General features: G+C 65.6%; 19 protein-coding genes. 12 read left to right on the top strand and 7 right to left on the bottom strand.

What is annotated here, in order from left to right:
* Window positions 1-167: 167 nt before the first annotated feature.
* The 8 genes from KV697_RS03950 (at window position 168) to KV697_RS03915 (ending at window position 7,151) form a co-directional block, all read left to right on the top strand.
* Window positions 168-2,426, top strand: coding sequence for a S9 family peptidase (locus KV697_RS03950; RefSeq protein WP_374011387.1), 2,259 nt, complete (start codon window positions 168-170; stop codon window positions 2,424-2,426).
* Between the two features lie 136 nt (window positions 2,427-2,562).
* Window positions 2,563-3,279, top strand: a complete 717-nt coding sequence (locus KV697_RS03945) for an MgtC/SapB family protein (RefSeq protein WP_219020191.1) — start codon at window positions 2,563-2,565, stop codon at window positions 3,277-3,279.
* A gap of 133 nt (window positions 3,280-3,412) precedes the next feature.
* Window positions 3,413-3,664, top strand: coding sequence for a hypothetical protein (locus KV697_RS03940; protein ID WP_219020190.1), 252 nt, complete (start codon window positions 3,413-3,415; stop codon window positions 3,662-3,664).
* Window positions 3,665-3,782: 118 nt separating this feature from the next.
* Window positions 3,783-4,046: a hypothetical protein gene (locus KV697_RS03935; protein ID WP_219020189.1), complete on the top strand. Its 264-nt coding sequence runs from the start codon at window positions 3,783-3,785 to the stop codon at window positions 4,044-4,046.
* Window positions 4,047-4,060: 14 nt separating this feature from the next.
* Window positions 4,061-4,471 (top strand): SAM-dependent methyltransferase, encoded by a 411-nt coding sequence (locus KV697_RS03930; RefSeq protein WP_219020188.1) that lies wholly within the window; start codon window positions 4,061-4,063, stop codon window positions 4,469-4,471.
* On the top strand, window positions 4,468-4,716 hold the full coding sequence (locus tag KV697_RS03925) for a hypothetical protein (protein ID WP_219020187.1): 249 nt from the start codon (window positions 4,468-4,470) through the stop codon (window positions 4,714-4,716). Before KV697_RS03930 ends, KV697_RS03925 begins: the two co-directional genes overlap by 4 nt.
* Window positions 4,713-5,999, top strand: a complete 1,287-nt coding sequence (gene lysA, locus KV697_RS03920) for a diaminopimelate decarboxylase (RefSeq protein ID WP_219020186.1) — start codon at window positions 4,713-4,715, stop codon at window positions 5,997-5,999. Before KV697_RS03925 ends, lysA begins: the two co-directional genes overlap by 4 nt.
* A 123-nt stretch (window positions 6,000-6,122) precedes the next feature.
* Window positions 6,123-7,151, top strand: coding sequence for an aspartate-semialdehyde dehydrogenase (locus tag KV697_RS03915; RefSeq protein ID WP_219020185.1), 1,029 nt, complete (start codon window positions 6,123-6,125; stop codon window positions 7,149-7,151).
* A gap of 51 nt (window positions 7,152-7,202) precedes the next feature.
* On the opposite strand, the gene KV697_RS03910 is transcribed toward KV697_RS03915, so the two are convergent.
* The 3 genes from KV697_RS03910 to KV697_RS03900 form a co-directional block, all read right to left on the bottom strand.
* The gene (locus KV697_RS03910; protein WP_219020184.1) at window positions 7,203-9,041 is read right to left on the bottom strand and encodes a M2 family metallopeptidase; all 1,839 of its coding nucleotides are present in this window, start codon (window positions 9,039-9,041) and stop codon (window positions 7,203-7,205) included.
* Window positions 9,042-9,117: 76 nt separating this feature from the next.
* A complete protein-coding gene (locus KV697_RS03905) occupies window positions 9,118-9,879 on the bottom strand; it encodes an alpha/beta fold hydrolase (RefSeq protein ID WP_219020183.1) in 762 nt (253 codons plus the stop codon).
* A 181-nt stretch (window positions 9,880-10,060) separates the two neighbouring features.
* On the bottom strand, window positions 10,061-10,831 hold the full coding sequence (locus KV697_RS03900) for a helix-turn-helix domain-containing protein (protein WP_219020182.1): 771 nt from the start codon (window positions 10,829-10,831) through the stop codon (window positions 10,061-10,063).
* 198 nt (window positions 10,832-11,029) lie between these two features.
* Between KV697_RS03900 and KV697_RS03895 the strand changes: the two genes are divergently transcribed.
* Both KV697_RS03895 and KV697_RS03890 read left to right on the top strand, forming a co-directional pair.
* Complete coding sequence (locus tag KV697_RS03895) at window positions 11,030-11,563, top strand: hypothetical protein (RefSeq protein ID WP_219020181.1); 534 nt, start codon at window positions 11,030-11,032, stop codon at window positions 11,561-11,563.
* 104 nt (window positions 11,564-11,667) lie between these two features.
* A complete protein-coding gene (locus tag KV697_RS03890; protein WP_219020180.1) occupies window positions 11,668-12,312 on the top strand; it encodes a YitT family protein in 645 nt (214 codons plus the stop codon).
* Window positions 12,313-12,407: 95 nt separating this feature from the next.
* Here the strand turns inward: KV697_RS03890 and KV697_RS03885 are convergent, their stop codons facing one another.
* The 4 genes from KV697_RS03885 to KV697_RS03870 all read right to left on the bottom strand — a co-directional run bounded on the left by KV697_RS03885 (window position 12,408) and on the right by KV697_RS03870 (window position 15,427).
* On the bottom strand, window positions 12,408-12,845 hold the full coding sequence (locus tag KV697_RS03885) for a hypothetical protein (RefSeq protein ID WP_219020179.1): 438 nt from the start codon (window positions 12,843-12,845) through the stop codon (window positions 12,408-12,410).
* Between the two features lie 73 nt (window positions 12,846-12,918).
* Window positions 12,919-14,355, bottom strand: a complete 1,437-nt coding sequence (locus tag KV697_RS03880) for an AMP nucleosidase (protein ID WP_219020178.1) — start codon at window positions 14,353-14,355, stop codon at window positions 12,919-12,921.
* A gap of 256 nt (window positions 14,356-14,611) precedes the next feature.
* The gene (locus KV697_RS03875) at window positions 14,612-14,830 is read right to left on the bottom strand and encodes a hypothetical protein (protein WP_219020177.1); all 219 of its coding nucleotides are present in this window, start codon (window positions 14,828-14,830) and stop codon (window positions 14,612-14,614) included.
* 117 nt (window positions 14,831-14,947) lie between these two features.
* Window positions 14,948-15,427, bottom strand: a complete 480-nt coding sequence (locus KV697_RS03870; protein WP_219021228.1) for a peroxiredoxin — start codon at window positions 15,425-15,427, stop codon at window positions 14,948-14,950.
* 103 nt (window positions 15,428-15,530) lie between these two features.
* Here KV697_RS03870 and KV697_RS03865 point away from each other — a divergent pair, with 103 nt between their 5' ends.
* Both KV697_RS03865 and ahcY read left to right on the top strand, forming a co-directional pair.
* A complete protein-coding gene (locus tag KV697_RS03865) occupies window positions 15,531-16,112 on the top strand; it encodes a YqgE/AlgH family protein (protein ID WP_219020176.1) in 582 nt (193 codons plus the stop codon).
* A gap of 290 nt (window positions 16,113-16,402) precedes the next feature.
* On the top strand, window positions 16,403-17,821 hold the full coding sequence (gene ahcY, locus KV697_RS03860; protein WP_219020175.1) for an adenosylhomocysteinase: 1,419 nt from the start codon (window positions 16,403-16,405) through the stop codon (window positions 17,819-17,821).
* The last annotated feature ends 124 nt before the right edge of the window (window positions 17,822-17,945 follow it).

The following is a 17,945-nucleotide window of genomic DNA, read 5'->3' as shown; positions in this document are numbered from 1 at the left end:
TCGTTAATGCGAAGTTTACGAAATCCGAAACGCCTGCGTTACGATTCGAAATTGCGTCCTGAAAACGCCTCGGTCGATCGCGCTTGCGGGATCGCGACGCCCCCGCGATAACGCCTGCCATAGGCCGGGCGTGAACCCGGCAACGGCCAAGGTTTGGAGTGGTATGAATGCGCAAATGGGTGCTGGGTCTGGCGCTGGCTTCGGTCGGCGTGTCGATCATGGGCGGGATGGGAGCGTCGGCCATGGCCGCTGAGACGCCCGCCAAGGCGGGGGAGCTGACGCTCGATCGCGTCTTCGGCAGCCCGGATCTTTCGGGATCGCAGCCGCGTGGTCTTCGCCTCTCACCCAACGGCACGCTGCTGACCTCGCTGCGTCCGCGTGCCGACGAGCGTGAGCGCCTCGACCTCTGGGCGCGCGATACGCGCAGCGGCGAGGAACGGATGCTCGTCGACTCCAAGAAGGTCGGCTCGGGTGCGGAACTGTCCGAGGTCGAGAAGATGCAGCGCGAACGCGCACGCATCGGCGGGTCGAAGGGCATCGTCGCCTATGACTGGGCGCCCGACGGCAAGTCGATCTTGGTGCCGCTCGACGGCGATCTCTACCTCGCCAGCCTGGACGGACAGGTCCGTCGCCTGACCAACACCCCCGGCGGCGAGCTGAACCCGATCGTCAGCCCCAAGGGCGGCTATGTCAGCTTCGTACGCGACCAGAATTTGTGGGCGATGCCCTTGGCCGGTGGCGAGGCGCGTGCCTTGACCAAGGAAGGCGGCGGCACCGTGCATTTCGGCGAGGCCGAGTTCGTCGCGCAGGAGGAAATGCATCGCTTTACCGGTTACTGGTGGAGCCCGGACGAACGCTATATCGCGGTCGAGCGGTTCGACGACGCGCCCGTCAAGGTCGCCGTCCGCGCGGCGATCGGTGCGGCGGGCACCAAGGTCTATGAACAGCGCTATCCGGCGGCGGGTACGCCCAATGCGCTGGTCGACCTGTACGTCATGAAGGCGGACGGGTCGGGCCGGGTGAAGGTCGACCTGGGCACCAATCCGGACATCTATCTGGCGCGCGTCGACTGGACGCCCGACGGCTCGGCGATGCTGGTCCAGCGCGAGAGCCGCGACCAGAAGACGCTCGACATGCTGCGCGTCGATCCGAAGACCGGCAAGTCGACCGTGCTATTCACCGAACGCTCCGGCGACCGCAGCTGGCTGAACCTGTCGGACGCCTATCGCCCGATGAAGGACGGCAGCCTGATCTGGCGGTCGGAGCGCGACGGTTACGGCCATCTCTATCGCTTCGCCAATGGCCAGTGGACGCAACTGACCAAGGGGCCATGGGTCGTCACCAATCTGGTCGGCGTCGACGAGGCGAAGGGGCGGCTCTACTTCACCGGGCTGAAGGACGATGTGCTCGAACAGCATCTCTACGCGGTCGATATCGCCCAGCCGAACGTCATCACCCGCCTGACCGAGCGCGGCTATACCAACAGCGCGTCGATGGACTCCTCGGCCAGCCGCTTCATCGTCTCGCGCTCCAGCCCGAGTCAGCCGACCCAGATCTATCTGGCGGATACGACAGGCAAGCGGCTGAACTGGATCAACGAGAATGCGATTCGGGCGGGCCATCCGTACGCGCCGTATCTCGCCAGCCATCGCGAGACGAAGTTCGGCACGATCAAGGCCGACGACGGCACGACGCTGTATTGGGAGATGATTACGCCCAAGCTGGTGCCCGGCAAGCGCTACCCCGTCTTCTTCCAGCATTATGGCGGGCCTGGCACCGGCCAGCAGGTCACGCGCGGCTGGCAGGGCGCGCTGCCGCAATATCTGGTCGATCAGGGCTGGATCTTCTTCCAGATCGACAATCGCGGCTCGTATAATCGTGGCAAGGCGTTCGAGGACGCCATCTATCACGCGATGGGCACGGTCGAGGTCGCCGACCAGCTGGCTGGCGCAAACTATCTGAAGAGCCTGCCCTTCGTCGATCCGACCAAGATCGCGACCTATGGCTGGTCGTATGGCGGCTATATGTCGATCAAGATGCTGGAAAAGACGCCGGGCGTGTATGCCGCTGCCGTCTCGGGCGCGCCGGTCACCGACTGGCAGCTCTACGATACGCATTATACCGAGCGTTATCTGGGCGATCCGCGTACCGACCCGCAAAGCTATGCGACATCGCAGGCGATTACCGATGCGGCCAAGATCCGCGATCCGCTGATGCTGATCCACGGCATGGCCGACGACAACGTCTTCCTCGACAACGCGACGGCCTTCGCCGCCGAGATGCAGAAAACCGACACGCCGTTCGAAATGATGCTCTATCCCGGCCAGACCCACCGCGTCGGCGGACCGGGCGTGTCGCAGCATCTGTGGCACACGATCCTGAACTTCCTGGATCGGACGGTGAAGGACAAGCCGACCAAGAAATGATCCCGTCATTCCTCCCCTGTAAGGGGAGGGGGACCAGCGAAGCTGGTGGAGGGGTGTCCCCGCTGATGGTGACACCCCTCCGTCAGGACTTCGCCCTGCCACCTCCCCTTGCAGGGGAGGATTTAGGTAAGCACCCATGGCATTCCTGAAGACCTTTCACCTCTGGCCGCTCCTCGACACGCTGGTCAGCTATCTGACCGCGTTCGTGCTGGGGACGTTGATCGGGGCCGAGCGGCAGTACCGCCAGCGCACGGCGGGGCTGCGCACCAATGCGCTGGTCGCGATCGGCGCGGCCGCCTTTGTCGATCTGGGGCAGCGACTGGGCGGCGACGTCGAGTCGATCCGCATCATCGCCTATGTCGTTTCGGGCATCGGTTTCCTGGGCGCGGGCGTCATCATGAAGGAGGGAATGAACGTTCGCGGACTGAACACTGCGGCGACCCTGTGGTGTTCGGCGGCGGTCGGCGCGATCGCGGGCAGCGACATGGTGGCCGAAGCCGTGCTGCTGACCGGCGTGGTGCTGCTCGCCAATACCGCGCTGCGTCCGCTGGTCGATGCGATCAACCGGATTCCGGTCGAGGGACGCCATGTCGAGGCGACCTATTCGGTCAGCCTGACCACCAGCGCCGCGCAGGCCGGGCCGGTCGGCGACATGCTGGTCGAGCATCTGGAGCGTGCCGGACTGCCCGTCGCCGAGCTGGAGACGGAGGAACTGGGCGAGGATCAGGTGACGGTCGCCGCGACCCTGACCAGCACCATCGTCGAGGCGGGCGAACTCGACCGGATCACCGATCATTTCCAGAGCGTGCACGGTATCGCCCACGCCACCTGGGCCGCCAGCACGCACGATTGAGGCCGGATGCGCCGCCCCACACGCCGGGCGGTCCCAATCCGGAAGATTATGCCAGCGCAATGCGAAAGCCTGAAATCGCTCTCGCATTGCTATGCGCACCGCGATTAGCCGCCGACCGATTGGAGGAGGCGATATGGCGGCACGGAGCATGACATGGCCGCACGGCTTGGCGCTGCGGTTTCTGGGCGTGGGGCTCTGCGTGCTCGCCTGGCGGGCGATCGTGCATCTGATCGTCACGGCGGGCCATGGCGGCCGCGCCGGGCTGGTGGGCTATGCGCTCGCGACGGCCGGTTTTCTCTGCGCCAGCCTGGGGAGCGCGCTGGCGATACTGGGTGAGCACGTCTTCGACGAGGTGCAGGTCAGCGCCCGCTGGCGCCGGATATGACCGACATTATGCCGCCGCTATGCGATAGCCGGAAATCGCTCTCGAAACCCTATGGGGGCAGGCGTAGCTGATCGGGGCGGGCGACCGAACGCCCGATCGGCAAAGGTATCAAGTGTCCATGCGTACCGATTTTCCCAACGAACCCGACGGCCAATCGCCGTTCATCTATGTCGGACAGGACCGGGCGGGTCACTGGCTGGTGCAGGATAGCGCGGGGCAGTTGGAGGGGCGATTCATTTCGCGGGGCGCGGCGATGCGCTATGCGGTCGAGGAAGCCGAAATCTATCATGCCAGCGTCGCGGTCGCGGAAAAGGCGCTGACCCCGCTGGTGTCGTTCGATCCGGTGGCGACCGATGCTCCTGCGCTGTCGCGTGCGGCGTGAGGGGAGGCCAGGTCATGCATAGCCATAACAGGCACCGTCACGACCCCCGCTGGCCCGCCGTCAAGGCGGCGCTGGGTTCCTTGCGCGAGCGGCATCGCTGCGCGGTGCGGATCGTCGATGTCGATTGCGGCGCGGGCGGCTTCCTGATCGCGGTTGCCGAACAGGCGCGGACGATGGGCTTCACTGCGATCGAGGGGCGGGGGCTGGGCGGCTCGCCCGCGCTGATCGGCCGGGCGCGGGCCGCAGCCCGGCGGCATCGCCATGCCGCAATGGGGCTGGTGTTCGAGCGCGGCGATCCGGCCGACGCGCTGGCCGAGGAATCCGAGTTTCCGGCCGATATTCTGATCTGTCATCGGTGCGGCACCCGGATGCGCGCCGCCGCGACCTGCGTGATCGGCGATCCGGTGGAGGAGATGGCGGCATGAGCGGGCGGGACATGGCCTGGCGGTCGCTGGGTGGCATGATGACACTGGGCGCGGTGGTGGCGACGCTGAGCGGGCCGTCGGAGTCGCTGCTGGCGCTGTTCTGGTTCTTCGTGGCGCTGGGCGGCGTCGTGCTGATGCTGAACGGCAAGCACATGATCCAGGCGCTCCGGGCCGAACGTCGCGGGCACTATCATACGGCTGAGGCCATCCACGCCGCGCGGGTGCGCCGGGGGCGGCGGTCATGAGCCGGGACACGGGCTTTGCGCTTCGTGGCGAGGTGCTCCATGCCGAGGGCGTTCCGCTGAGCCGGATCGCGCAAGGCGTCGGTACGCCGACCTATGTCTATTCGGCGAGCAGCCTGCGTGCGGCGGCGCGGCGTTTTCGCGCGGCGCTGTCGCCGATCCCGCGCCTATCGCTGGCCTTCGCGGTCAAGGCCAACCCGTCGCTCGCCGTTCTGTCGGTCCTGCGTGACGAACGCTTCGGCGCCGATATCGTCTCGGGTGGCGAGCTGACCGCTGCGCTGGCGGCGGGCATGGATGCCAGCAGCATCGTCTATTCAGGCGTCGGCAAAACGCCGGAGGAATTGGCGCAGGCGCTGCGGGCCGGGGTCGGCCATATCAACCTGGAGGGCGAGCACGAGGGTGAAGTGCTGGCGGCGACCGCCGTCCGGCTGGGGCTGGGCGCGACCGCGCTGCTACGGATCAATCCGAATGTCGATGCAGGCACCCATGCCAAGATCACGACCGGCACCAGCGACAGCAAGTTCGGCGTGCCGCTGGCCGATGCGATCGGCATCTACGACCGGCTGGCGCGGCGCCGCGGCCTGACCCTGCACGGTATCGCGGTGCATATCGGCAGCCAGATCATGGACCTCGCCCCGCTGGAGGCCGCCTATCGCCGGATCGGCGAGCTGGTCGCGGCGCTGCGGGCGCGGGGGCATCGGATCACCCATGTCGATCTGGGCGGCGGGCTGGGCGTCGATTACCGCGACGGCCCGGACGGCGATGTGGCAGCTTACGGCGCGATGGTGGCGAGGGTGACACAGGACTGGGACGTGACGCTGATGGTCGAGCCGGGGCGCTATATCGCCGCCCATGCCGGAGTGCTGCTAACCCGCGTCCTCTGGGTCAAGCCGGGCGAGGAATGCCCGTTCGTCGTCATCGATGCGGGCATGAACGATCTCGCTCGGCCCGCGCTCTACGACGCCTGGCACGAATTCGCAGCGGTCACCCCGAACGGCGCGACGATGCAGGCGCATGTCGTGGGTCCGGTCTGCGAGAGCAGCGACCGCTTCGCCAAGGCGCGGTTGATCGACAGGGTGACGGAGGGTGACCTTGCCATCCTGCGCGATGTCGGGGCGTATGGCGCGTCGATGGCGTCCTGCTATAACAGCCGGGCGCTGGTGGCGGAGGTGATGGTCGAGGGCGACCGCTATGCCGTCATCGCGCCGCGCATCGACGCAGCCGCGATCCGGCCGCAAGTCGTGCCCGACTGGCTGGAGGCGCACGCACTCGACCATGCGGCATGAGGAGGGGGCAGTGGTGGTGCGCTAAACCCCCGCTTGGTCCGCCCAAACGCGCACTTTTCGCAAAGTTGGTGGACGTGTCCGCGCAATGACGCTACCGGCTCACGCTTCCGAGTGGAGGGTTGAATGGGTTATCGCGTGGTGGTCGCCGGGGCGACGGGCAATGTCGGCCGGGAAATGATCAACATCCTGGCGGAGCGGGAATTTCCGATCGACGAGCTGGCGGTCGTCGCCTCGTCGCGCAGCCAGGGCGACCAGATCGAATATGGTGAGACGGGCAAGATGCTCACCATCAAGAATATCGAGCATTTTGATCCCACCGGCTGGGACATGGCGCTGTTCGCGATCGGTTCGGACGCGACCAAAATCTATGCGCCCAAATTCGCCGCCGCCGGTTGCGTCGTGATCGACAATTCGTCGCTCTATCGCATGGACCCGGACGTGCCGCTGATCGTGCCGGAGGTGAACCCCGATGCGATCGACGGCTACACCGCCAAGAACATCATCGCCAACCCCAATTGCTCGACCGCGCAGATGGTCGTGGCGCTCAAGCCGCTGCATGACAAGGCGAAGATCAAGCGCGTCGTCGTCGCGACCTATCAGTCGGTGTCGGGCGCGGGCAAGGCGGGCATGGACGAGCTGTTCGAGCAAAGCCGCAACATCTTCGTCGGCGATCCCGCCGAGCCGAAGAAGTTCACCAAGCAGATCGCGTTCAACGTGATCCCGCACATCGACAGCTTCCTCGACGACGGCTCGACCAAGGAAGAGTGGAAGATGGTCGCCGAGACCAAGAAGATCCTCGATCCCAAGGTCAAGGTGACGGCGACCTGCGTGCGCGTGCCGGTCTTCGTCGGCCATTCCGAGGCGCTGAACATCGAGTTCGAGGACGAAATCTCGGCCCAGGAAGCCCAGGACATCCTGCGCGAGGCGCCTGGCGTCATGCTGATCGACAAGCGCGAGGACGGCGGATACGTCACCCCGGTCGAGTGCGTCGGCGATTATGCGACCTTCATCAGCCGCGTCCGCGAGGACTCGACGGTCGATAACGGCCTGTCGCTGTGGTGCGTGTCGGACAATCTCCGCAAGGGCGCGGCGCTCAATGCCGTGCAGATCGCCGAGCTGCTCGGCCGTCGCCACCTGAAGAAGGGCGACTAAGCCCCCATTGCATCCCTCCCCAGGCACAGGGCTTGGGGAGGGATCATTAGCTTACCAGCCCTGCGGCTTGCCCTTGTTCTGCTGGTCGAGCCAGACCTTGAGCGGGGCGAAATATTCCACCAGCGCCTTGCCCGACATTTCGCGGCTGCCGGTGAAGACCTGAAGCGCGTCCGGCCACGGCTTGGACTGCCCCATCGCCAGCATCGCGTTCAGCTTCTTGCCGACCTCCTTGTTGCCATAGAAGGAGCAGCGGTGGAGCGGCCCTTTCCAACCGGCCTGATCGCACGCCGCTTTGTAGAACTGGAACTGGAGCACCCGCGCCAGGAAGTAGCGCGCATAGGGCACGCCCGCCGGGATGTGGTATTTCGCACCCGGATCGAACTTGGTCTCGTCGCGTGCGACCGGCGGCACCACGCCCTGATACTTCAGCCGCAGCGCGTCCCAGCCCGCCTGATACTGGCTGGCGGGGATCTGGCCCGAGAACACGCCCCAGCGCCACTTGTCGATCAACAGGCCGAAGGGCAGGAACGCCACCTTGTCCATCGCCTGGCGGAGCAACAGGCCGATATCCTTGTCGGCGCTGGGCACGCGTGCCGGGTCGAGCAGGCCGATCTTCACCAGATAGTCGGGCGTGATCGACAGCGCGACGGTGTCCCCGATCGCTTCGTGGAAGCCGTCATTGGCGCCGTTCTTGTAGAGGAACGGCTGATCCTTGTACGCGCGCTGGTAATAATTATGGCCCAGCTCGTGATGGATGGTCACGAAGTCGTCGGCATTGACCTTCGTGCACATCTTAATGCGGATATCGTCGAGATTATCGATATCCCAGGCCGAGGCGTGGCAGATCACCTCGCGGTCGGCGGGCTTGGTAATCTGCGAGCGCTGCCAGAAGGTCTGCGGCAGGGGCGCAAAGCCCAGCGAGGAATAGAAGCCCTCGCCCGTCTTCACCATCTTGATCGGGTCGTATCCCTTGGCCTTGAGCAACTCGCCGGTGTCATAGCCGACATCGCCCGCGCCCTTGGGGGCGACGAGGTCATAGATATTGCCCCATTCCTGCGCCCACATATTGCCGAGCAGGTCCGAACGGATCGGGCCGGTCTTCGCCTGCACCGCGTCGCCATATTTCTCGTTCAGCTTCCAGCGGACATAGGTGTGCAGCGCCTTGTAGAGCGGCTCCAGCTCGCCCCAGATCTTGTCGGTGACCTGCGCGAACTGTTCCGGCGGCATGTCATAACCCGAACGCCACAGCGACCCGGCATCGACATAGCCCAGCTCCTTGGCGCCCTGGTTCGCCAGCGCGGTCATCTGGGCATAGTCGGCCCGCATCGGCGCGCCGACATTGTCGTGCCAGCTGACCCACATCTCCTTCAGCTTGGCGGGGTCGCGCTCGCTGCCCATCGCGGCCTCGATATCCGATCCGTTGATCGGCTGGCCGTTCAGCACGCCCTTGCCCTTGCCATAGGAGGAGGACATGCGTGTCGTCAGCATCGACAGCTGCGCCGCCGCACCGGGCGTGGTCGGGGCGGGAAGGGTGATGCCGCCGCGCAGCAGGTCGAGCTTGCGCTTGGTGTCATAGGACAGGCCCGGCAACGCCTGATACCGCGCCGCGCCGAGGCCGTAGCGGACGGCCAGCGCATTCATCTCCGCGCCCGAGGCAGCAGCCAGAGCATCGGTGTCGTCTGTGATATAGGTCGCGTTGACCCAGGCGATCTGGTTCGCGCCGATCGACTTTTCGGCCAGCGTCTTCTCGGCCTCGGCGACGAAGGCATCCGCCCCCGCCGCGGTCGCAGGTGGCTGGGCTGCCGGAGCTGCGGGCGCTGCGGTCTGGGCCTGTGCGGTCCCTGCCAGCAGGAAGGTCAGTACGGTGCCGGAAACGGCGGAACGGATCATGCTATCCCCCTAAAGTCCTGAAACGCCCTCGAAACGGGGCGGATGGCGCGGTGTTGCGCGGCTTTGCCCGTCGCCGTCAAGCGCTCAGGAAATGTGCGATGGCCGCGCCCAGCTCGGGTTTAGTCACCGAACCCATATGGTTGCCCGGAATCTCGACATAGCGGCCGCGCGGCAGGGCCTCGGCCAGTTCGACCGCCGCGCCATTGTCGAAATCGTCGACGCCCGCAACGACGAGGGCGGGCAGGTCGAAGCCTTCGATCGCGGACAGCGGCGTATCGGCAAAAGTGTTCAGGATGTGAAGCAGCGCCACCGGGTCGCCGCCGGTGGTCTTCAGGAACGCCTCGGCCATCCATTCGGGCGTGCCGCGCTTATGCTCGCCCAGCCGGGTCAGGATATTGGTGAAATGCTCGACGCGGCGATCGGTGTGCAGCAGCCCTTCCAGCCCCATGCCCGCAAAGATCGCCTTGCCCGGTTCCGCGCCGGTCGCCAGCATCCGGCTGACCGTCCGCGCGCCCAGCGAATAGCCGCCCAGATCGTAATCGCTCAGCCCCAGATGCTCGATTAGCGCATGACCGTCGCGGGTCAGGGCGTCCTTGGGATAGGCAGCGGTGTCATGCGGCTTGCCGCTTTCGCCGTGGGCGCGCAGATCGGGCATGATGACCCGGTAGCCCTTGGCGGCGATGGCGGCGGCATGGCCGTAACGGATCCAATTGGTATGGGCGTCGGAGAAATAGCCGTGGATCAGCACCACCGCACGACCTTCTCCCATTTCGCGCCAGGCGATCGGAGTGCCGTCGAAGCTGTTGAAGAAGCGGGTTTCGGGGGCGGTGTCGGCCAAGGGTCAGGTCTCCGGCGGTTAAGCTGTACCGCGTCCTCCTAATACGGATCGGAGAGGATGTGGACCTTTCATGCCGGTGTGCCCTCACCCTTCCGGCGCTACGCGCCTCCCTCCCTCTCCCGATGGGAGAGGGAAGGGGCCCGCCCGCGTCAGCGTGTGGGAAGGGTGAGGGCGGTCTGCCTCAGCCGACGTAGATTCCCGCAATCCGCCATTCGCCGTCCTCGCGCTCCAGCGTCACCGTTTCGACGACAGCCGTCGCGTTGCTGGCGAACCGGGTGTTGAACCGCACCATCCGATAACCGGCGGGCGGGGCGGGGATGTCGTCCTGGCTGAGCAAGGTCCGCGACACCGTCTTGCCCAGCGGCGTCCGCACCTTTTCCGAGGTGGCGGCCCAGACCTGTTCGGAGTTGAGCTTGTGGAAGCTGGCCGTGGTCAGGCGGTAGCTGTCGGCCCAACGGCCCTGGTCGATCAGCTGCACGAAACGCTGTGCCGCCGCGACCGCCGCAGGATCGCTCGCCACCGCCGGAGCCGCTTGCGGCGGGGCGGAGGCCATATGGGTCAGGCCGCCAAGGGCGAGCAGGCTGAGGGCAAGGGTCATGAGGGTCGCTCCGATGATGATCCGGGGGCGGCGGATGCCGCGTCCCACGCCGACGACCGGCGCCGGGCTTTCCTCCGTCATCGACCCGGACTGGTCCTCCCCGATCCTCATGTCCCCCAGATAATCGGGGGGCGGTGCCACGTCCTCCACCTCCAGCAACATCCGCGCCGCCTCGCGACTGCTCGACACCGCGAGTTTGCGGCGGGCGTCGCGCAGGCGCTCGTTGATGGTGTGGACCGACAGGTCGAGTTCGCGCGCGATCGACTTGGCGTCGTGCCCTCGCACGATCAGGCGCAGCGTCTGCTTCTCCCGGTCGGTCAGCGCCTCGACGCCTGCTTTGGCCCGCATGGTCATGGGGTCGACTATGCCGGACCAGGCCTGATCGGCCACCCTCAAAAAATTGTACCCTTGCCTTGTTCGGGCGGGTCGCAACGGCACGATGAGTCCCCGTATCAGCACGCGATCGCAAAATGGCGGGAATCCGTGCTTTTTTCTGATTCCAGACGAGTCGCGATCATGGACAAAAGGGGTACAAGCGGTTAGCCGCCGCCCATGGCAGCATCCCTATTTCTCCTTCTCGCGGTGATCCTGGCGTTCGCCGGTGGGGGTGGTCCATGGGTGTTGATCGCCACGGTCGCGGCGGCGACGGCGGCGGGGACGCGGTTGCCCGATCTCGATACGCCACTCCAGCTTCAGCACCGCAGCGCGCTGGTCCACAGCGTCCTGCCCTTCTACATCGCGACGCTCGACCTGCGCACCTGGCCGGTCGCGGCCGGGCTGGGTTTCGGCGTGGGCTTTCATCTGGCCGCCGATCTGTTTCCCGGCACGATGCGCGGTTTCGCCACGATCAAGATTCCGTTGCTCGGGTCGATCGGGGCGTTTCCCTCCTATCTGTGGATCGCGGTCAACGCGGCGGCGAACATGGTGGGGGCGTTCGTCATTTTGGAGTGGATCGCCGCCGATCGGGTGGCGGCGTGCGCACTGGCGGCGACCGGCGTGCTGGGGGCGAGCTATCTGCTGCGGACCAAGGGCGGCTTCTATGCGCTGCTGGCGATGATCGCGCTGGGCTGGCTGATCCTGCGTTAAGCGGGCAATTGGCGTTTCGCGGCGATTGCGGTAAGGGTCCATCCTCTGCCGCCAAGAAGCAGGCCAATCGGGAGCGGATGCCGGACCCATGATCCGGACCCTCGATGACCGCAGCCACTGCTTCCCCTGCCGAAACCCTGCCGCCCAGCCCAATCGGGCGTCCGCACAGCCTGCTTGAAGATGCCTATGCGATCTTCATCGGCGTCACCCTGCTGATCGTCGGGCTGATGTTTCTGAAGGCGGCGGGGCTGGTGACGGGCGGCATCGCGGGCGTGGCGCTGCTGTTGTCCTATCTGTTGCCGCTCCCGGCGGGCGTGTTGTTCACGCTGGTCAACATCCCGTTCTTTCTGTTCGCGCACAAGGTCATGGGCGCGCGCTTCGCGGTGAAGACGGTGCTGGTCAATATCGGCATCGGCGCCGCTTCGGTCATCACGCGGGTATCGGTGCATGTCGACGGGGTGCACCCGGCCTTTGCCGCGCTGGTCGGCGGCACCGTGATCGGCATGGGCATCCTGTCGCTTGCCCGGCATCAGGCCGGGGTCGGTGGCACCGGGGTCATCACCATCTGGCTGTACCGCAAGCGTGGGTGGAATATGGGGATGACTCAGGTCGCGATGGACATGTTCATCCTGGCGATGGCGATCCCGGTGGTCAGCGGCCCGCAGATGATGTGGTCGGCGATCAGCGCGGCGGCGATCAGCCTGATCCTGTTCGCCTGGCACCGGCCGGGCCTATACATGGGGCGGTAAAAAGGGGAGCGTTCGGGTGAACGCTCCTTGGTCGACCGACTCCGTCCGTGGCCTTCGACTTCGCTCAGGCTGAACGGGAGTGCGGGCTGGCGGGATCAGCCCTTGTCGTCGTCTTCCCCATCACGTTTCGCGCTGCTTCCCTTGAGCGAGAGTAGCGCCGCCGTCAGCCCGGCTGCCGCCGCGAGGCTGCCCAGGATCGAGGCCACGCCCCATTTACCGCCGACTCGGTCCAGCCCATGCTTGCCCAGGGCAGGCGCAGGCGCGGGCTTGATCGCGGCGGGTTTGCGCGGCGCTGCCTTGCGGGGCGAGGTGCGCTTGGTCGAGCGGGGCTTGGGCGGAGCCTTGGCTTTGACGGGCGGCGTGGGGGCAGGGGTTTCCGCACCCTCGACCGGTTCTATCGCGGGGGTGGATTCCTCCGCAACCGGCTCGGGCTTGACGGTGGGGCGCTTGCGCGGGGCAGGCGCGCCCGCCGCCTTGGGCGTGGCGCGGCGGCGGGGCGGGCGTGGTTTTTTCGGCTCGACTGGATCGACCATGGCGAAATCCCCCATTCAAACAAAGCAGCTTCGGTTCGTCACCGTAACGCTTACACCCGCCCCCGGTTGCCGATCAGCGGAACGGCGGCTCGTTGAACGCGCGCAGCTTGCGGCTGTGCAGCTTGTTGCCCTCGCGGCGCAACTGTTCGCACGTCTCGATACCGATCCGCATATGCTCGCTGATCGCGCGCTCGTAGAAGCGGTTGGCTTGGCCGGGTAGCTTGAGTTCGCCGTGCAACGGCTTGTCCGACACGCACAACAATGTCCCATAGGGGACGCGGAAGCGATAACCCTGCGCCGCGATCGTCGCCGACTCCATGTCGATCCCGACCGCGCGGCTGAGCGAGAAGCGCAGCGCCGACTTGGAGTAGCGCAGCTCCCAATTGCGGTCGTCGGTGGTGACGATCGTACCGGTGCGCAGGCGGCGCTTCAGCTCGTCGCCCGACTGGCCCGAGACGATCTCTGCGGCCTTGGCGAGCGCGACCTGCACCTCGGCGATGGCAGGCACCGGGATTTCGGGCGGCAGCACGTCGTCGAGCACATGATCGTCGCGCAGGTAAGCATGGGCGAGCACATAGTCGCCGATCCGCTGGCTGGGACGAAGCCCGCCGCAATGCCCGATCATCAGCCAGGCCTCGGGCCGCATCACCGCGAGGTGGTCGCAGATCGTCTTGGCGTTGGAGGGGCCGACGCCGATATTGACGAGCGTGATGCCGGTGCCATCCTTAGCGACCAGGTGATAGGCGGGCATCTGGTGCCGCCGCCACGCGCTGTCGGTAACGATCTTGTCGACATCCTCGGGCCGCTCGATCACGATGCCGCCCGCACCCGACAGCGCGGTGAAGCGCGAGCCTTCCCCAAGCTGCGACGCGCCCCAGCGGACGAACTCGTCGACATAGCGGTGGTAATTGGTGAACAGCACGAAGCGCTGGCAATGCTCGGGCGGGGTGCCGGTATAGTGGCGCAGGCGGGCAAGCGAAAAGTCGGTGCGCAGGCCATCGAACAGCGCCAGCGGCCGGTTGCCGTCGGCGGTCATCCAGAGGCCGTCGGCAATCTCGTCGCCGATATGCGCCAGCTCGGTCGCGGGGAAGAAACGCGCCAGCTCGGCCGCCGATACCGTATCGAGGCTGAGTGCATGGCCTGGGTCTAGGACATAAGGAAAGGGGATTTCCTGGCGACCGGGCACTGCCTCGACCGAGACGTCGTAATCCTCGATCAGCAGGGTCAGCTGCTCGACCAGATAATCCTTGAACAGCGCGGGCTTGGTGACGCTGATCCGATAGTCGCCGGGCGACACCAATCGGCCGAACGATCGCATTGGGGCCGGGCGCCCGCCCTCGCCGCGATAGATCAGCCGGATTTCGGGATAGGCGAAACAGCCATGCGCGCGGTCTTCCAGCGTGGGCGCGGTTCCGTCGCGGAGATAAAGGGTCAAAGCCTTCTTCAAACGCGTGACGGAGGCGGTGTAAAGGCGGTCGAGTTCTTCGACGATCTGGACAGCTTGAGTCATCGGCCAGAGCTAAGCCGTGTCACCAGTTCTGGCAAGCCGGGGGCACGACGTGAGTTCCAAAACCTCGTTCAGCCTGAGCGAAGTCGAAGGCCACGCGCCGGATCTGGTTCCGGAGCGGTGGGGACGCAGGGATTCCTTTGGCCTTCGACTTGGCTCAGGCTGAACGGAGAGTGGGGTGGGGAAAGGTGGCCGACATAACTGGCGACATCCCTTCCCCAAGCCGTGCCTGGGGAAGGGAGTTTGACGATAGCTTGCGTCACGCCCCCTGGGCGGAATTCTCGTCGTCGCCCGTCGAACGCAGCTTCGACGCGCCGAACGCCGCGCCGGCAACTGCCGCCGCCACGCCCGCCGCGATCCCGGCGGTGGCGTAGGGATGCTCCTTCACCTTGTCGCCAGCCGCCTTGGCGGCACCCTGCGCCTTTTCGGTGAAGCTCTTCGCCTGCGCCTGCTTTTCGGGGGGGACATAGGTGGTCATGGCCAAAGCTCCTCTCGTTGTGCCTAATCCATTGATGGGCAAAAAACGCCGGAGCCTCCACCACTGTTCCACTCCCGATCCGATCGACCGTGCGGTCGACCGGATCGGCGGTGTAACTTAGAGGACCGAGAGGAGATGCTCGGCCGAGCTGACCTTGAACTCGCCGGGCGCTTCGACGAACAGCTGCTCGACGACGCCGTCATTGACCAGCATCGTGTAGCGCTGGCTGCGCGTGCCCATGCCGAACTTGGTGCCGTCCAGCGTCAGGCCGATCGCCTTGGCGAAGTCGGCATTGCCGTCCGCCAGCATGGTGATCGCGCTCGCTTCGTTGGTCTGGCGCCAGGCCTTCATGACGAACACGTCGTTGACCGAGGTGCAGGCGATCTCGTCCACGCCCTTGGCCTTCACCGCGTCCGCCTGGGCGATGAACCCGGGCAGGTGCTGCGCCGAGCAGGTGGGGGTGAAAGCGCCCGGCACCGCGAACAGCGCGACGCGCTTGCCCGCGAAATAATCGGTGGTGTTGACCTGTTCGGGGCCTTCGGGCGTCACCTTGACTAGATTGGCGGCGGGCAGGCGGTCTCCGACCTTGATCGTCATCATGCGGTCCTTGCGGAAGCTATGCCACGGCACCGTGCCGGGCTTTGCCACGTTCATGGCGCAGACGGCATTTGGATTTCAAGCATGGCGAGGCGAAGGGGCGATGCCTATAATCGGTGGCGTGCATCAACTGACCTATCTTTCCGGCCAATTCCTGCTGGCGCTGCCCGGCATGGGCGATCCCCGTTTCGAACATGCCATCATCGCGATGTGCGCGCATGACGAGGGCGGTGCGCTCGGCATCGGCCTTGGCGCGACGATCGACGGCATTGGTTTCCACACGCTGCTCGACCAGTTCGAGATCGCGCATGGCGATATCCCCGACGCCCCGGTCCATTATGGTGGCCCGGTCGAACCACGTCGCGGCTTCGTGCTGCACAGTCATGACTGGCAGGGGCAGGACAGCGTCGATGTCGGCGGCCGTTGGGTGTTATCGAGCACGGTCGACGTGCTGCGTGCCATCGCCGAGGGCAACGGGCCGAAACAATGGATCGTCGCGCTGGGCTATGCCGGATGGGACGCGGGCCAGCTCGAGCAGGAGCTGCGCGAGCCCGGATGCTGGTTCAACGTCGGCGGCGAGCCGGAAATCCTGTTCGACGTGGCGGCCGAGGATCGCTGGCAGGCGGCGTTCGGTTTGGCGGGTGTCGATCCCAGGCAGCTGGTGATGGGCGGCGGGACTGCCTGACCACATCATTCCTCCCCTGCAAGGGGAGGTGGCAGTCCGTAGGACTGACGGAGGGGTGCCGCCCTTTGTGAGTGCGGGTGCCATCGCCATGGCGACACCCCTCCACCATACTGCGCATGGTCCCCCGCCCCTTGTAGGGGAGGAATATGTGCAGCTCACGCGACAGGCGCTGAACGATATAAAGATATCTTTATATTTGATCCCTAAGGCGATCGCCGCTAAGGCGGGCGCCGTGCCGATCGGCGTGCGCGCCACGTCTTGGTCGGCCCCATTTTGCACGGAGTTTCGTCGTGTCCACGACTGCCGCCACCAAGAACGATTACGTCATCAAGGACATCAGCCTGGCTGATTTCGGCCGCGCCGAGATCAAGATCGCCGAGACCGAGATGCCCGGCCTGATGGCCCTGCGCGACGAATTCGGCGCTCAACAGCCGCTCAAGGGCGCGCGCATCACCGGGTCGCTGCACATGACGATCCAGACCGCCGTGCTGATCGAGACGCTGACCGCGCTCGGCGCCGATGTGCGCTGGGCGACCTGCAACATCTTCTCGACCCAGGACCATGCCGCCGCCGCGATCGCCGCAGCCGGTATCCCGGTCTTCGCAGTGAAGGGCGAAACGCTGGCCGAATATTGGGACTATGTCGGCGACATCTTCGACTGGGACAAGAATGGGGACGGCACGACCGCCAACATCATCCTGGACGACGGCGGCGATGCGACCATGTTCGCGCTCTGGGGCGCAAAGGTAGAAGCCGGTCAGACCTTCGGCGAGCCGGAGAATGAGGAAGAGGTCGAGTTCCAGCGTTCGGTCAAGGCGTTCATCGCCAAGAAGCCGGGCTATCTGACCCAGACCGTCAAGAACCTGAAGGGCGTTTCGGAAGAGACGACCACTGGCGTTCACCGCCTGTACGAGATCGCGAAGAAGGGCGAGCTGCCTTTCCCCGCGATCAACGTCAACGACTCGGTCACCAAGTCGAAGTTCGACAACCTCTATGGCTGCAAGGAGTCGCTCGTCGACGCGATCCGTCGCGCCACCGACGTCATGCTGGCGGGCAAGGTCGCCGCGGTCGCCGGTTTCGGCGACGTGGGCAAGGGCTCGGCCCAGTCGCTCCGCAATGGCGGCGCGCGCGTGCTCGTGACCGAGATCGACCCGATCTGCGCGCTGCAGGCGGCGATGGAAGGCTTCGAGGTCGTGACCATGGATGAGGCCGTGAAGCGCGCCGACATCTTCGTCACCGCGACCGGCAATGCCGACGTCATCACCGCCGATCACATGAAGGCGATGAAGCCCATGTCGATCGTCTGCAACATCGGCCACTTCGACAGCGAGATCCAGATCGCGGCGCTGTCGAACTACAAGTGGACCGAAGTGAAGCCCGGCACCGACCTGGTCGAGTTCCCGGACGGCAAGCAGATCATCGTGCTGGCCAAGGGCCGCCTGGTGAACCTGGGCTGCGCGACCGGCCACCCCAGCTTCGTGATGTCGGCCTCGTTCACCAACCAGACGCTCGCCCAGATCGAGCTGTGGACCAAGGGCGAGAACTACAAGAACGAAGTCTACGTCCTGCCGAAGCACCTCGACGAGAAGGTCGCCGCGCTCCACCTCGAAAAGCTGGGCGTCCAGCTGTCGAAGCTGTCGGAGAAGCAGGCCGCTTACATCGGCGTGCCGGTCGAAGGTCCGTTCAAGCCGGATCATTACCGCTACTGATCCCGTCTTCGAGCCTAGGCGCGAGACAGAAGGGCCGTCCGAAAGGGCGGCCCTTTTTCTTTGGCCTTCGTTATGGCGTATCGCGTGCCGATCGGGCTAGAGATGGGCGGATGCAGCGTTTCGG

Source organism: Sphingomonas sanguinis (assembly GCF_019297835.1).
Lineage (GTDB): Bacteria > Pseudomonadota > Alphaproteobacteria > Sphingomonadales > Sphingomonadaceae > Sphingomonas > Sphingomonas sanguinis_D.
Note: the sequence above shows the minus strand (reverse complement) of the source record. Positions and strands in the feature narration are given on the sequence as shown.

What these genes read in the sequence shown, in the direction of transcription:
- KV697_RS03950 (WP_374011387.1), top strand. Translation starts at nt 168, where the DNA reads ATGCGCAAATGGGTGCTGGGTCTGGCGCTGGCTTCGGTCGGCGTGTCG.
- KV697_RS03945 (WP_219020191.1), top strand. Translation starts at nt 2,563, where the DNA reads ATGGCATTCCTGAAGACCTTTCACCTCTGGCCGCTCCTCGACACGCTG.
- KV697_RS03940 (WP_219020190.1), top strand. Translation starts at nt 3,413, where the DNA reads ATGGCGGCACGGAGCATGACATGGCCGCACGGCTTGGCGCTGCGGTTT.
- KV697_RS03935 (WP_219020189.1), top strand. Translation starts at nt 3,783, where the DNA reads ATGCGTACCGATTTTCCCAACGAACCCGACGGCCAATCGCCGTTCATC.
- KV697_RS03930 (WP_219020188.1), top strand. Translation starts at nt 4,061, where the DNA reads ATGCATAGCCATAACAGGCACCGTCACGACCCCCGCTGGCCCGCCGTC.
- KV697_RS03925 (WP_219020187.1), top strand. Translation starts at nt 4,468, where the DNA reads ATGAGCGGGCGGGACATGGCCTGGCGGTCGCTGGGTGGCATGATGACA.
- lysA (WP_219020186.1), top strand. Translation starts at nt 4,713, where the DNA reads ATGAGCCGGGACACGGGCTTTGCGCTTCGTGGCGAGGTGCTCCATGCC.
- KV697_RS03915 (WP_219020185.1), top strand. Translation starts at nt 6,123, where the DNA reads ATGGGTTATCGCGTGGTGGTCGCCGGGGCGACGGGCAATGTCGGCCGG.
- KV697_RS03910 (WP_219020184.1), bottom strand. Translation starts at nt 9,041, where the DNA reads ATGATCCGTTCCGCCGTTTCCGGCACCGTACTGACCTTCCTGCTGGCA.
- KV697_RS03900 (WP_219020182.1), bottom strand. Translation starts at nt 10,831, where the DNA reads ATGACCATGCGGGCCAAAGCAGGCGTCGAGGCGCTGACCGACCGGGAG.
- KV697_RS03895 (WP_219020181.1), top strand. Translation starts at nt 11,030, where the DNA reads ATGGCAGCATCCCTATTTCTCCTTCTCGCGGTGATCCTGGCGTTCGCC.
- KV697_RS03890 (WP_219020180.1), top strand. Translation starts at nt 11,668, where the DNA reads ATGACCGCAGCCACTGCTTCCCCTGCCGAAACCCTGCCGCCCAGCCCA.
- KV697_RS03885 (WP_219020179.1), bottom strand. Translation starts at nt 12,845, where the DNA reads ATGGTCGATCCAGTCGAGCCGAAAAAACCACGCCCGCCCCGCCGCCGC.
- KV697_RS03880 (WP_219020178.1), bottom strand. Translation starts at nt 14,355, where the DNA reads ATGACTCAAGCTGTCCAGATCGTCGAAGAACTCGACCGCCTTTACACC.
- KV697_RS03875 (WP_219020177.1), bottom strand. Translation starts at nt 14,830, where the DNA reads ATGACCACCTATGTCCCCCCCGAAAAGCAGGCGCAGGCGAAGAGCTTC.
- KV697_RS03870 (WP_219021228.1), bottom strand. Translation starts at nt 15,427, where the DNA reads ATGACGATCAAGGTCGGAGACCGCCTGCCCGCCGCCAATCTAGTCAAG.
- KV697_RS03865 (WP_219020176.1), top strand. Translation starts at nt 15,531, where the DNA reads ATGCCTATAATCGGTGGCGTGCATCAACTGACCTATCTTTCCGGCCAA.